The following is a 14,115-nucleotide window of genomic DNA, read 5'->3' on the forward strand; positions in this document are numbered from 1 at the left end:
AGGAATTATTTGCCTATAAATAAGTTGTTTGACGAGAATTATCTTTCTGTTTTTCACAGGGAGTGGTCATATATGAAATTCAATAATTTCAGATATATAAGAAAATCATTTCTCATTATAACAAGCCTTCTTTTGGTGGCTATGCAGCTGCTTTCCTATTGGATGATGTCTGCTTATGCCAACCAGGGAGAAGATGATAACCAGCGTAAGACCGTCAGGGTTGCGGCCTACGATGCTGATGAAATTTTCGTATTAAATGATGGTAACAACAGGAAAAACGGCTATGCCTACGAATATATTGAAACTATTGCCAGATATTCCGGCTGGGATTTGGAATATAAGATATACCCTGGCTTTACGGACTGTATCAATGCCGTGAAAAATGGCGAAGCTGATCTGGCCTATGATGTCAGCTATACTGAAGAAAGGGCCAAATATTTAGCTTTTCCTAATGAAGCAATGGGAGTTGAAAATTACTACCTGTATTTCTTGGATCATAATAAGGAAATCATTTCCGGAAATCTTGATACACTCCAGCACAAGAAAATAGGTGTTTCCAAGGGTACAAAGCAGATTGGCATTTTAAGGGAATGGCTGACAAAAAATAATGTGGATGCGGAAATTGTGGAATATGAAAACAGTGCTGCACGTCGGGCCGCTCTTTGGGCCGGTGATGTCGACCTGAATCTCATAGCCAACAGATACAACAAGCCCCACTTTATTGCCTTCGGAAGTATTGGTGAAGACAATTTTTACCTTGTAGTCAATAAAGCCCGTCCTGATATTTTGAAGGAGCTTAATGATGCCCACCGCCTGATGATGTCAATAAATCCGTATTTTATTACTGACATCAGCAAGCGGCACTTTGCCTATGCTTCCATCAGAAAGAGCCTCTCTACTCCGGAGCTCCAGTGGCTTAGTCAACATCCGGTTATTCATGTTGGTTGCCTAGCTGATGACCCTCCATTCATTTACCGCGATCCTAAAACCAATGAATTAAAAGGTGCTTCTATTGATACTATGAACCGCATATTTAAGGTTCTATATATCGATGACGTACAATTGGAATTTTCCATGTTCGACAGCCGGGAGGATATGCTGAAAGCCTTGCGCAATAAGGAAATTGACCTTATCCAGTATTTCTTTGATTATGATAGGGCCGCCCGGGACAATGTAATAATTTCCACCGATATATATGACGCACAGCTTGGTCTGGTCCGAAAGGCCGGTACATCCTACACTGATGCCTTTGAAAGTCTTGCCTATCTTGAAAAATTTAATGTCAAAAACTATACCATAACCAACAAAAACATTAATAATTATATACCTTGTAATACCCTTCTTGAATGTATGGAAGCAGTCCATAGTGGTAAGGCCACCGGTGCCATTGGCTTAGGCTCTACATTGGCCATTTATTCCCAGGCATATCCTGACTTGGAGTACACTCCTATGATGGAAACTGTTCCACTTTGCTTTGCTACCTCCAAGGAAAATGTTTCATTAATTTCCATGATTGACAAAGGACGGGGGTTGATAAATAGTGGTGAGATTGATGCCATGATAGCGGCACACCAGCCTATGGCCCCATTTTCTATTAATAAATTTATTTCCAACAATCTGGTAAGTTGCATTTTTGGCTTGGTAGTAGTAATATCAGTAATCATGATTGTCCTCTTTATGACCATTACCAATCGTCGACTTAAGGCAAAGAATCAGCTTATTGATGAGCAAAATACTGCCCTGAAGGAATATCAGGGAAAGCTTACTCAATCTCTTGTAGATGTGAAAAAGGCCGATAAAGCCAAAACATCCTTCCTTTTCAATATGTCCCACGACATAAGAACACCTATGAACGCCATTATCGGTTTTACCACCCTGCTGGAAAAAAATATCGATAATAAGGAGCTCGCCCTTAGTTATATTGAAAAAATCCAGTCCTCCAATAAATTCCTGCTTTCCCTAATAAATAATGTGCTGGAAATGGCCCGTATTGAAAGTGGCAAGGCAACAGTAGAAGAATCCTGCGTTAATCTGGAAAAAATAGTGCCGGAGGTTTGTGCTGTTTTTGAGGCACAGATGAAGGAAAAGGGACTGCATTTCACCTACTCACTTAATGTGGAACACAACCATATAATGATGGATGCCACCAAGGTAAGGGAAATTCTCTTGAATCTTATCAGCAATTCCCTGAAATATACCCCACCCGGTGGCAGTGTATCCTACGATGTTACTGAGGAGCCATGTGACACCCCTGGCACCACCATCTTTAAGGTTGTTGTTGCCGATACTGGTATTGGTATGCCAAAGGACTTCCTGGATACCATATTTGATGCCTTTACCCGAGAAAAAAATACCACTCAAAGTGGTATTATCGGTACCGGGCTTGGTATGCATATTGTAAAAAAATTAGTGGATCTATTGGGAGGCAATATTACAGTAGAAAGTGAGCCGGGAAAGGGAACCCGCTTTACTCTCCTCATGCCAAACAAAATTGCTCCGGAACACTTGCAGCATAGTCTGGAGGAGAAGAAAAATGATATTGATACCTCCAAATTCCAGGGTATGCGTATACTGTTGGCTGAGGATAACGAGCTTAATGCAGAAATTGCCCAAACTGTTTTGGAGGCACAGGGCTTTAAGGTTGAACATGCCCAAAATGGCGTTGAAGCAGTAGATATGCTGGCTAATTCTGATCCTGGGTATTATAATTTAGTCCTGATGGATGTACAAATGCCACAAATGGACGGCTACAAGGCCACCATCACCATTCGCGGTATGCAGGAGCCTGCCCATTCCAGTATCCCTATTATTGCCATGACGGCCAACGCCTTTGAAGAGGATAAACGCGCTGCACTATTGGCTGGAATGAATGCTCATATTCCAAAGCCTTTCGATATTCATAAGCTTTTTAGCACCATTGAAATGGTAATGGAGCATAAGGATTATTACATCCGCAGTGACATAATGGACAACTTTAAGGAAAAGTATAAACGCATAGGTCTGGAATGTGGTTACTATATCTTCCGACCAAGTAAAAAGGCTGAAACCCTATACGCTGACGAAAAAGTTTTGGATATTCTTGGCTGTGACACCTTTGATAGCTTCACAGCCTTCTCCGATGGCTCCATTAAGAATATCGTTATCGTGAAGGAACGGGATGATGTAGCCAGCACAGTTGAGGACTTAAACGCCAGCTCCTCCTATATCGGTTCCTTCAAATTCAGCATTACCCGTCGGGACGGGGAAACCCGTCATCTGGATTCTATTGGCTGCAGAGCCTACAACGGCGAAGAAGTCGTATGCTTTGTATATGTTGTTGACATAACCGACATAATTGAGTAGATTACTCAACAAAAATAAAGGCATATACCCTTCATCAAATGGGGTATATGCCTTTTCTGTTGGTAATACTTAAGTCTGATTAATTAGTAAGCATGGATTTTAAGGTACTGAACAATTCACGGGTATCAATAGGCTTGCCCACATGTCCGTTCATGCCTGCATTCATGGCTTTTAGTTTATCCTCTGCAAATACATTTGCCGTCATAGCTATAATAGGCACCTTTTTGCAATAATCACTATCAAGAGCCCTTATTGCCTCAGTAGCCTCATAACCATCCATTACCGGCATCTGAATATCCATAAGGATAACATCATATTGGCCATCCCTGGCTTTCTTCATCTTTTCCAATGCCTCGGAGCCATTGCCTGCCACATCCACCTTGAAGTTGACTCCTTCCAGCAGAGCGTTGGCAATTTCCTGATTTATCATGTTATCCTCTACCAGAAGCACCGATTTGCCTGTAAAGTCATATTTATCCTTGGTTCTGACAGTGACATCAGCATCCTGATGCATAATAGTCTTAAACTCTACAGAAACTATAAATTTGGTTCCTTTATTAGGCTCACTATCAACAGTAATCGTACCGCCCATAATGTCCACAATACTCTTGGTAATAGACATGCCCAGGCCAGTTCCCTGAATACCGCTTACTGTTGTATTACGGGCCCTTTCAAATGGAACAAAGAGCTTGTCAATAAATTCCTTTTCAATGCCAATGCCTGTATCCTCAACATGGAACTCAAAGGTTGATCGGTTAGCATCACTGGCAGGCTTTTGGAACAGCTTAATGGAAACCAAACCACCTACCGGGGTGAATTTCACCGCATTACTGAGAAGATTAAGGAGAACCTGCTTCAGGCGGAGACGATCACAAAGCACAGTATCGTCCATAATACCATTAGTATCTACCTGAAATTGCAGCTTTTTTGCTTCAACATCAGACTGAAGAATAGATTTCAGCTCATCAACGAGAGAAATCAGATTGGTAGGCTGTGGCTCCAGCTCAATACGTCCACTTTCAATGCGGCTCATATCCAAAACGTCATTTATAAGACTAAGGAGATGCTTGCTTACCAGCTTGATTTTCTCCAGATATGTTTTCACTTCGGCCGAATTACTGAGATTTTCCTCAGCCAAAGCTGTATACCCCATAATACCATTCATTGGAGTGCGAATATCGTGGGACATATTATTGAGGAATATACTCTTGGCCTGATTTGCCTGCTGGGCCTTTAAAAGTGCCTCATCCTTCTGAGCTATCATATTTTTGTAGTCGCTAATATCCTGCAATACTCCATACAGTCTCAAAGGTGTACCATCACTTCGCCTATTAAGACGGGCATAGGCCCGGAACCATACATAATCCCTGTCAGTTGTCTTTATCCGTATTTCATGGTCAACAATATTAATATTTTCATCATTAACACGCAAAATTTCCCATATATATTTACCACCCTCCAGACGGTCTTCTGGATGAATGAGACCAACCACTGCTTCCAAAGTATCAGGAAAATCATTAGTATCCGTATATCCTAAGATGTGGCGCAAGCCATCACTCCAGTTCACATTATCCACATTACCCACTGGGTCAAATTCAATTATCCAGTTGGCGGATTTTAATGCCTCATGGTTATTTTCAATAATTGTAATGGCCTTATGTTGTTTATCCAACAGCTCCTTTACCTCATCATTTTTTGCCAACAGCTCCTCATTGGCATACACCTGATGTTCATTTGCCATTATCAGCTCATCATTGGCCACCTTCAACTGATTCGTCTGCTCTCTTAACACCTGATTAACCTTGGAGATGCGCTGGCGGCTTCTGTTCAAAATATACATATTAACCAGAATCAGCAGGAATACAACCCCCAGAATAACCAAAATCCACCAATAATCCAGCAATAAATCATGCAAATTGGAACGAACGAGAGAAAAAACATTGGCTGAAATTTCTTTGTCTATTTTCTGCTGATCAAGGTTGACAATGCCCCGCTCAAAAATTGACAGCAAGTGGCTATTATTCCGATTTACAGACAAGCATACCCCTGCATCGGAAAAGGTATCCACCTCTTTTAGACCTCTGTAAGCATTATTCTTCTGAAGAAATTTTCTGGCCAAATATTCATTGGATATAGTAGCATCTACTTTTCCTCTTTTTACCGCTTCATAACAGTCGGCTTCAGATTCATAATATACATATTCGTAGTCTCCATTAAAAATACCCGCCAACATAATGGAGGTTGGACTTGGTTTATTCTTGGCAATAGCTATACGTTTAATATCATTGACATCAAAATCCTCCCGTATTATTAATCTAAGGCCAATGGTAAAAATGTCATTGGTCTGGGACAAGCCCACCTTTTCTGCCCACCACAAATCTTTATAGAAGCCGAAGGCAGCATCCACATCTCCCCAAATCACAGCATTTTTGAGACTATCACTGTCATCAAAGGGTACATAAGTAATGATGGAAGGATCCACTTCAATATTCTTGCAAATGTCATTCATTACGGTGGTAATAACACCCTGCGGAGCATCACCGTTGGTGCCTCTAGCACATAATGGCAAATGTCTACTAAAATATCCGATACGTAAGTACTTCTTGTTATTTAGCCATTCCCTGTCATCAGGAGAAAGCCTTGAATCCATCATGGCATCCTTGAAATGTTTATATTCCATATCATTCCAGAAGTAAGGATGAGACGCCATAATTTTAGGTTGAGCAAGATTAAGCTCCTCCAATAGGTCAGTGCGTTTTGGGGCAGTGACAAGATAATAATCGGAATCACCCAGCAATACAATATTTGATATTCCATTTACTTTTCCCCGGAAATGTGTTCTGACAAGAGCATCTATCTTGCCCTCCATCAAAGCCTTGATTTTGTTGTCAGTTCCGCTACCCATAGGGACAATCTCACAGTCAATATTATTTTTTTCAATCCAATCCTCCAGATACTTTATCTGAACAGATTTTTCCTCCACACCGATTTTCTTTCCATTAAAAGTGCTTAAATCCATACTATCTATTTGATTATTGTCTGTTTTTACAGCAATATAATAGATTTCACGCCCCATACCATCTTTAGGATAATTGATTAATCCTGCCCGTTCCGGGGTGTAGGAAACATCCGTCATCAGATCTATCTCACCGGACAGTAGCTTTTTATACAGCTCTGACCAGCTACCATAAACATACTCATAGCGCCATCCCGTGTAATTAGCCACCGCCTGAAGGTATTCATAGCCATAGCCTGATTTTACTGCGCCCTGTGATGCACCACCCATAAAATTGCCATCACTAAAGTAACCCACCTTTACCACCTTGCCGGTTAAAGGTGCGCCACTGTCCATATCTGTCGGAGAAACTTCTACTGGCTGAGGACTACAACCGGTGAAAACGCTCAACAGCAAAAAAACACATATAAAAAGAAAGCGTTTCATCATTTCTATCACCTTTATCATTGCAGTAATCCCTCTGGCTTTACGTTCATGAGGATTTCCTTAACCAGTTCCTCCTCCAGCTTGTTTTGGAATTCTGCCATGGCCTTTTCCTCTTCTGCCTTAAATTCCTTGCGTCCAATGACATTGCCATCCTTCAGCCCCTCGTCATAGCCACTGTTATAGCCCATAGAAAAACAGTCCTCCGCTACAGAGCGCATAGCATCCTTTAAGCTAGTACGAAAGACTTGCTGAAATTCGGCATCCACCTTGTTGTGCACGAAAAGACTGGAAAGCATCTTTGCCACCAGCTCTTGCTTACCCATGGTATCCTCAGACAACAGCTCCTTTAATGAAACCTTTTTAACATTCTTGGTCGTTACCATCTTTGATTTAGCAACCATAATAATCCCTCAATTCTGTGTGTACGGGTTGCCTTTCTCTACTATTCTTTCCTATCTTCCTTAGTGTGGTATAACTTCGACACGAGGGCCCTTTTTTCCTGCAAAAATTGTATTTGTAAACTTGTATACCTATGTGTTAAAATATTCGAGTATGATTGAATTTTTGTAGGGGGTCTTTGACTAATGGAGAGAGAATCCTTCCAGTCCAGACTGGGATTCCTGCTGGTAAGTGCTGGCTGCGCTATCGGCATTGGTAATGTATGGCGTTTTCCATACATCTGTGGTGAGTACGGTGGTGGATTGTTTGTACTTATCTACTTATTATTCTTGTTAATTATGGGTGTGCCTGTGCTGGCTATGGAGCTGTCCGTAGGACGTGCAAGTCAGAAGTCTGCATACCTTGGTTTTAAGAAGCTGGAGCCTGAGGGCACCAAATGGCATATTCACGGTCTTACCAGTATCGTGGGCAACTATATCCTGATGATGTTTTATACCGTAGTTTCCGGCTGGATGCTGGACTACTTCTTTAAATTCATCCGTGGTGAATTTACACCAGGTATGAATACTGAACAGATTGGCAATGTGTTTGGCAATATGCTGGCCGATCCTGTGGAGCTGGTATTTTGGATGCTCCTTGAGGTTGCCCTCTGCTTTATAATCTTAAGTGCCGGCATTCAGAGCGGTCTTGAAAAGGTAACCAAGATTATGATGGGTGCCCTGCTGATTCTTATTATCGTTCTGGGACTCCACAGCTTGGTGTTGCCTGGTGGCATGGAAGGTCTTTCCTTCCTGCTTCTGCCAAGCCTTGACGGTGTTAATCAGCATGGTTGGTGGACCGTTATCTCTGCCGCCATGAATCAGGCTTTCTTCACCCTTAGCGTTGGTATGGGTTCTATGGAAATTTTCGGCAGCTACATTGACAAGCATCATTCCCTGCCTGGGGAATCCGTTCGTATTGCGGCTTTGGATACCATCGTGGCTATTATGGCCGGAATGATTATCTTCCCTGCCTGTTTTGCATACGGTCTTCGTCCAGATGCGGGACCTTCCCTTTTATTTATCACCCTGCCTAATGTATTTATGGATATGACCGGTGGTCTTATCTGGGGAGCCCTGTTCTTCCTGTTTATGACCTTTGCCAGCTTCTCCACTGTACTGGCAGTTTGTGAAAATATTATTTCCTTCTGTATGGACACCTTCAAATGGGGCCGTAAAAAGGCTGCTGTTATCAACGGTTTCATGGTAGGCCTTTTGAGCATCCCTTGTGCTTTGGGCTTTAACGTATGGGAGAACATCACTATTATAGGCAACCGTGGTGTGCTGGATACTGAGGACTTCCTAGTAAGTAATCTGATTCTGCCAATCGGTTCCCTTATCTTCCTGCTGTTCTGCGTTACCAAATACGGTTGGGGCTTCAAGAACTTCTTTGAAGAGGTGAACACCGGTGACGGTATGAAGTTCCCTACCTGGGTAAAGGGCTATTTCCAGTGGATTCTGCCAATTATGCTCTTTGTTATTATCGTACAGGGATTAATACAGTAATAAAAAAACCTCGAAACCTTTAGTAATAAAGATCTCGAGGTTTTTCTTTTAAAAAATATTATAAGTGAGGTGTCCCCCATGAACAGAAACAAGGAAGCCTGTCATTGTAAAAATGTGACCTATGGCATGATTGAGGATGCTATAAAGGACGGCTGCACAAGCTATAACGACATTCAGGAGAAGCTCCGCTTTGGCACCTCCTGCGGCAAATGCAAGGAATTTATACAGCATCTGATTAAAGAGCTAAGTGCCAAACCATAAAAAGCCACAATGAATTCATCACGGCTGGTAAGTTATATGCTTGAAAACTGGTAAGCTGTTAAGATTTGTCATGGAGGTGGATAGTTTGAATGTGGAAATATTTTTCTGTGTTGTTTTGCTATTATGGTTTATGTTTCCAACTACAGTGAAGGCTTCCGCCTCTGTTATGCTCCAAGGGGCCATGGCCTGCGAAACCGATAAAATGATTTCTTCCCTTAGAAATCCAAAAGAGAAGAAGATTGGTTCTTGGCGATTTATCACTGGTGACTATCAAGGGGTCCCCCTGATAGTCGCCGTTACCCATGCAGGTGTTAGCTATGCTGCCGCTGCAACTGCTGTAGGCATTGAGCATTTTAATCCCGCTGCAGTTATTAATCAGGGAACCGGTGGTGGTCACGCCCCATCCATGCATACCTTTGATCTGGTGATTGGAGCTGATTCCTTTGATGCAAGTGCCTGGATCAGTAAAATCGAAAAAAATGATGCTGACTGGCGGCATATACGCTTTTACGCCGTTAAGGATGATTATTATTTAACCGATAGTTATAGGATTTCAGCCGATGCCAATTTGTTGATGGTGGCGAAGGATATGTCCAAAGACTATCATAAAGGCAACACTGCCGTGGGCACTATTGCCACATCCAATAACTGGAACCGCCAAAAGGAAAGAATACTTTTTCTTAATAAGGAATATGGCTCATTGTGTGAGGACATGGAAACCCATGCCGTAGCTCAGATTTGCCGAAGCTATGGTGTACCATTTATAGGACTTCGGGTTTTATCAAATACAGAGCTCCACGATGAAAAATTCAATCCCGAGGCCGGACACGCCTGTCAGGAGTTTTCTCTTTCAGTAGCAAAGGCATATTATGAGAAATACTTGAAATTTATGGTAGAATAACCAACTTATTAGAATAATTACATTTTTACTAAAAACAAAGCCGACCACGCTAATGGTCGGCATCCATTTTTAAGAGCTGATATTCCCTTTATTTCCCCTTAAACACCGGGGCCCGTTTTTCCGAGAAGGCCTTTATACCCTCCTGGAAATCCTCTGTCCCCAGCAGCATTGCCATGGCCATGGCTTCGTAGGTCAGTGTTTCGTCCAGAGTCGCTCCATAGTTGTTTATTTCCTTTTTCATCATGGCCAGAGCTAATGGGGCTGCACCTGCAATCTGCTTGGCTACAGCCATGGTTTTTTCACGTAATTTCTCCGGAGGAAATACATCATTAACCAATCCCAGAGAATGGGCTTCATCAGCCAACAATGGACGGGCCGTAAACATCAATTCCTTTGCCTTTGCCAGTCCCACAGTTTTAGCCAGAAAATAATAACCGCCACAATCCGGAGCCAGTCCTATATTGGCAAAGCTCTGAATAAATTTTACCCCCTGAACCGCATAACACAAATCACAGGCAATAGCAATATTGAACCCGGCCCCTGCAGCTACACCATTAACCATAGCTATAACAGGCTTTGACATACTGCTGATGAGCTTAACCACCATTCCGGCCTGGGCCACGAAATTACGCCGCTCCTCAGTGGTCTTTAAATTATCAAGGGATGGCAAATCACCGCCGGCACAGAAGCCTCGCCCTTCACCTGTGATTACCACCACCCGTACATCTGGGTCATGCTCAGCAAAATGCAGCTTCGCAAGCCACCCGTTAATAAGCTCCAAGCTCATGGAGTTCAGGCTTTTGGGGCGATTTAAGGTTAAAATTGCTACCCCATCACTCTTTTCATACTTTACAACGTCCTCGGACACATATACCCCTCCCATCAATGTATTGACAGTAAATATATCTGCCAATAAAAATATCTAATCTTTAAAATTTCTTCAATGCCGCACCGTTGAGATAATCACAGCAATCCCCCTGCCTAAAGCCCTGCTCCTCCATCTGCCGGATAATGCCGTCACGGATTTTGAACCAGCCCGTAGACCAGTTGCTGAATAGGGTATTTTCTGCCGGAGCACGGCCTATTACACGCTGTAAAACAATATTCGGGGATAAATGACGTAAAAATAGAATTACCCGCTTTTGGTATTCATCCCTGCCAATAAGCTCCAGTTCCCCCTTTTCGTACTGCTCCGCCATGACTGTACCCTTTACAATATAAAGGGCATGGAGCTTCACCTGATCCAGCTGGAGAACAGACATTATATGGGCCGCCTCAATGGCATCCCTGTCCGTATCCCAAGGTAGATTTAAAATCAAATGGGCACAGGTTTGGAGCCCATATTTTTTTACCCTTAAAATAGCGTCAATAAATTCTGCCAGACTATGGCCACGATTAATTTTATCCAAAGTATGGTAATTCACTGTCTGAAGTCCCAGTTCCACACAAATATCTATACGATATTTTTTGGCTATATCCTGCATGGAATGCAAATAATCATCCCGAATACAGTCCGGTCGGGTGGCAATATATACCGCCACTACCCCCTCAGCCTTAGCCGCTTCTTCAAGATAGGCTGTAAATCTGTCCAAGGGCATATAGGTGTTGCTGAAATTCTGAAGGTAGGGAATAAATTTTGTGGCCTTGTACTTGGGAACGATATGGGCCTTGTTGGCCACAATCTGCTCTGTTATGGTCATATCAGCCGGCAAATTCTCATAGCCAGTACCAATTTCCCCACAAAATGTACAGCCATCTATTCCACAAGAACCATCCCTGTTTGGGCAGCTGACCGGAAGTGCAACAGGCAGCTTGTAGGTCTTCTCCCCATAGCGATTTATCAAATATTCCGAAAATGTATTGTATACTGAGTTAGTCATAGGTTATTTTCTCTCCAAAGGAATTTTATATATTACAGTGTATCATTTCAACCTGATATTCACTTCCACAACCCTATCGAAATTCCTGTTCTCATAAGCAAACAACAGGGTCTGTGGCTGTGGAAGAAGTATGGCATTCACCACTGTCACATCAAAGACCTCTATGTGATACTTTTTATTGAGCTCACGCCAGTTGGTGAATTTGAACCCATCAATAACAGCAGATGCCCCCTGCCCCTTTGGAAGCCTATCCCGCCAAAAGGCCGCTGTCTGCTCCTGATACTTTTCCTTGTTCCAATTAAGAAATTCAGGCCTGTTCTGGCCACTATCCGCAGTAAGGGCATCATAGCGCATCAAATTATCCATAATGAGGCGGTGATTCTCTGCCGACCTATCCATTACATCATCCCTTGGACCATTGTCCACATTGGCATTTAAAACCATTTTAAAGAAATCCCACAAGTATCCATAGAGATTTTTGGCACTGATGGCCCGTCTGTGATTTCCCAGCTTTTCCCAGTAGTCAGTAAAGCAGGAATAAAACTTAAAGGCGTTACCACCAAAAAAGTTTTCTATCATATATTCCATGGACTTCAGACAACGTCCAGCGTTGTGATAAAGCTCAAACACCTGCTCAAAAATATGGAGCCAGCGAATCTCACCATAGTCCATCACATCATTGGACAATACCTCATAGGGGCCAATATCCATGTATTCATAATGGTACTCCTCCACCATATCCATCATGGCAGAACCCTTTAAGAATTTCAAAAAGCCCAGCTGCAGCATATCGGTATGGAGAGCGTACAAATCATTAAAGGACTGGCCAAAGGAGTCCAAATCCTCTCCAGGTAGGCCAATAATCAAATCCGTGTGGATATGGATATTATGGTTTTTTTGCAGTGCCTTTATATTTTTGCAGATATCCTCCCAATGATTTACCCGGGAAATTCGCTTTAAAACCTCTTTATTGGTGGTCTGAACCCCGATTTCCAGCTGAACCCTGCCCTTTGGCATGGATTGCAGTACCTCTACGGTTTCCCCATCAAGATAATCCACTGCCACCTCAAAATGAAAATTGGTGCGGCAAGTCGCTGGCAAATCCCTGATATATTCAATTATTGGCAAAAAATGGGATTTTTTAGCGTTAAATGTACGGTCCACAAATTTTACCTGACGCACATTATGAGAAACAAAGAAATTCAGCTCCTTAAATACCTCATCCAAGGGACGGTAACGAACCCCGGCGGTGGCACAGGAAAGACAGTAGGCACAGGAAAAGGGACATCCACGGGAGGTTTCATAATAGAGAATCTTCTCCTTAATATCCTCCATTTCCTCATCAATATAAGGAAATGGCAGCTCCAATTTGGAAGGCTCCAGCCTATTCATAACCGTTACAGCCTGACCTGGGTAAATTACATCCTCGGCTGTAGCCTCCAATGCCCCTCCCCGCCAGGCAATTCCAGGATTTTGGGGTTCAACTGTGAGCTTTCTTTCATTATTAATAGCCCCATGATTAATAATAAGGTCCAGAAGCTCCATAATAGCTTCCTCACCCTCACCACAAACCACGAAGTCCACGGCAGGATTGGTCCTCATAAAATCAGTCACTTCATAGGAAACCTCCGGCCCACCGCAAATTATAAGTGTATTAGGCAAAACCTTCCTCACCAGTGGGAGAGTATGTTTTATTAGTTCAATGTTCCATATATAGCAGGAAACACCAATTATATCCGGCTTGTGACCATATATTTCACTGAGAATATCCGGCACATAATTATTTATGGTAAGCTCCAAAAGCTCCGACTCAATATTAAGCTTGGCGACCGCCTGACGCAGATACCGAACTGACAGGGAGGTGTGGGAAAATTTGGCATTGAATGCCAGCCAAAGAATTTTTTTCATAATCTTGCTCCATTGGAAAAGCCCATCAGAAAAATTTTGCCTATAGCATATTTTCACCAGTTGGGTTATAATGTGAAAGGATATGTACCGTTGTGAACGAATACATACGACGGAATATGATAAAAAGGAATGTGATTAATAATGATACCTGAAAAGTTTATGCAGATTGGTGCTGCAATTATGCAGAACCCTGAGATGCTCCAGAAGCTCAGCGAAGCAAAGAGCCCTCAGGAGGCTTATGAAATCGTAAAGGGCCTGTTGGACGGCATGACCATGGAGGAATTCATGGCTACCGCGGCTACTCTGGCTCCACTTATCCCTGCTGACCTCACCGATGAGCAGCTGGCTGCTATGCCTGCCGGCAACATCATCAGGGCCTTCAAGGGCTGGGTAAAGGATTTGCCAACAGCATAATCCAATCGCAATTTTATTTATCTA

The 14,115-nt window shown here is 42.7% G+C and carries 10 protein-coding genes; 5 read left to right on the forward strand and 5 right to left on the reverse strand.

What is annotated here, in order from left to right; translation table 11 throughout:
- Positions 1-72: 72 nt before the first annotated feature.
- Positions 73-3,342, forward strand: a complete 3,270-nt coding sequence (locus B6K08_RS05400) for an ATP-binding protein (protein ID WP_080325591.1) — start codon at positions 73-75, stop codon at positions 3,340-3,342.
- 79 nt (positions 3,343-3,421) lie between these two features.
- Here B6K08_RS05400 and B6K08_RS05405 read toward each other — a convergent pair whose 3' ends face one another.
- Both B6K08_RS05405 and B6K08_RS05410 read right to left on the reverse strand, forming a co-directional pair.
- On the reverse strand, positions 3,422-6,787 hold the full coding sequence (locus B6K08_RS05405; protein ID WP_159446704.1) for an ATP-binding protein: 3,366 nt from the start codon (positions 6,785-6,787) through the stop codon (positions 3,422-3,424).
- A gap of 14 nt (positions 6,788-6,801) precedes the next feature.
- Positions 6,802-7,185 (reverse strand): hypothetical protein, encoded by a 384-nt coding sequence (locus B6K08_RS05410; protein ID WP_039206133.1) that lies wholly within the window; start codon positions 7,183-7,185, stop codon positions 6,802-6,804.
- Positions 7,186-7,368: 183 nt separating this feature from the next.
- Here B6K08_RS05410 and B6K08_RS05415 point away from each other — a divergent pair, with 183 nt between their 5' ends.
- From B6K08_RS05415 to B6K08_RS05425, 3 genes are all read left to right on the forward strand, one after another.
- Complete coding sequence (locus B6K08_RS05415) at positions 7,369-8,727, forward strand: sodium-dependent transporter (RefSeq protein WP_080325593.1); 1,359 nt, start codon at positions 7,369-7,371, stop codon at positions 8,725-8,727.
- Between the two features lie 78 nt (positions 8,728-8,805).
- Positions 8,806-8,988, forward strand: a complete 183-nt coding sequence (locus B6K08_RS05420) for a (2Fe-2S)-binding protein (RefSeq protein ID WP_080325594.1) — start codon at positions 8,806-8,808, stop codon at positions 8,986-8,988.
- A gap of 91 nt (positions 8,989-9,079) precedes the next feature.
- Positions 9,080-9,889 carry a 5'-methylthioadenosine/S-adenosylhomocysteine nucleosidase gene (locus B6K08_RS05425; protein ID WP_234985250.1) on the forward strand — a complete coding sequence of 270 codons (810 nt, stop codon included), beginning with the start codon at positions 9,080-9,082 and terminating at the stop codon, positions 9,887-9,889.
- 88 nt (positions 9,890-9,977) lie between these two features.
- Here B6K08_RS05425 and B6K08_RS05430 read toward each other — a convergent pair whose 3' ends face one another.
- The 3 genes from B6K08_RS05430 to B6K08_RS05440 form a co-directional block, all read right to left on the reverse strand.
- The gene (locus tag B6K08_RS05430) at positions 9,978-10,757 is read right to left on the reverse strand and encodes an enoyl-CoA hydratase/isomerase family protein (protein ID WP_159446706.1); all 780 of its coding nucleotides are present in this window, start codon (positions 10,755-10,757) and stop codon (positions 9,978-9,980) included.
- A gap of 61 nt (positions 10,758-10,818) precedes the next feature.
- Complete coding sequence (locus tag B6K08_RS05435; RefSeq protein WP_080325597.1) at positions 10,819-11,769, reverse strand: tRNA modification radical SAM protein MnmL/YtqA; 951 nt, start codon at positions 11,767-11,769, stop codon at positions 10,819-10,821.
- Positions 11,770-11,811: 42 nt separating this feature from the next.
- The gene (locus B6K08_RS05440; protein ID WP_080325598.1) at positions 11,812-13,677 is read right to left on the reverse strand and encodes a B12-binding domain-containing radical SAM protein; all 1,866 of its coding nucleotides are present in this window, start codon (positions 13,675-13,677) and stop codon (positions 11,812-11,814) included.
- Between the two features lie 141 nt (positions 13,678-13,818).
- On the opposite strand from B6K08_RS05440, the gene B6K08_RS05445 reads away from it, so the two are divergent.
- Positions 13,819-14,091, forward strand: coding sequence for a hypothetical protein (locus B6K08_RS05445; protein ID WP_039206125.1), 273 nt, complete (start codon positions 13,819-13,821; stop codon positions 14,089-14,091).
- Positions 14,092-14,115: the final 24 nt, after the last annotated feature.

The organism is Anaerovibrio lipolyticus DSM 3074 (assembly GCF_900141865.1).
GTDB classification, from domain to species: Bacteria; Bacillota; Negativicutes; order Selenomonadales; family Selenomonadaceae; genus Anaerovibrio; species Anaerovibrio lipolyticus.

What these genes read in the sequence shown, in the direction of transcription:
- B6K08_RS05400 (WP_080325591.1), top strand. Translation starts at nt 73, where the DNA reads ATGAAATTCAATAATTTCAGATATATAAGAAAATCATTTCTCATTATA.
- B6K08_RS05405 (WP_159446704.1), bottom strand. Translation starts at nt 6,787, where the DNA reads ATGATGAAACGCTTTCTTTTTATATGTGTTTTTTTGCTGTTGAGCGTT.
- B6K08_RS05410 (WP_039206133.1), bottom strand. Translation starts at nt 7,185, where the DNA reads ATGGTTGCTAAATCAAAGATGGTAACGACCAAGAATGTTAAAAAGGTT.
- B6K08_RS05415 (WP_080325593.1), top strand. Translation starts at nt 7,369, where the DNA reads ATGGAGAGAGAATCCTTCCAGTCCAGACTGGGATTCCTGCTGGTAAGT.
- B6K08_RS05420 (WP_080325594.1), top strand. Translation starts at nt 8,806, where the DNA reads ATGAACAGAAACAAGGAAGCCTGTCATTGTAAAAATGTGACCTATGGC.
- B6K08_RS05435 (WP_080325597.1), bottom strand. Translation starts at nt 11,769, where the DNA reads ATGACTAACTCAGTATACAATACATTTTCGGAATATTTGATAAATCGC.
- B6K08_RS05440 (WP_080325598.1), bottom strand. Translation starts at nt 13,677, where the DNA reads ATGAAAAAAATTCTTTGGCTGGCATTCAATGCCAAATTTTCCCACACC.
- B6K08_RS05445 (WP_039206125.1), top strand. Translation starts at nt 13,819, where the DNA reads ATGATACCTGAAAAGTTTATGCAGATTGGTGCTGCAATTATGCAGAAC.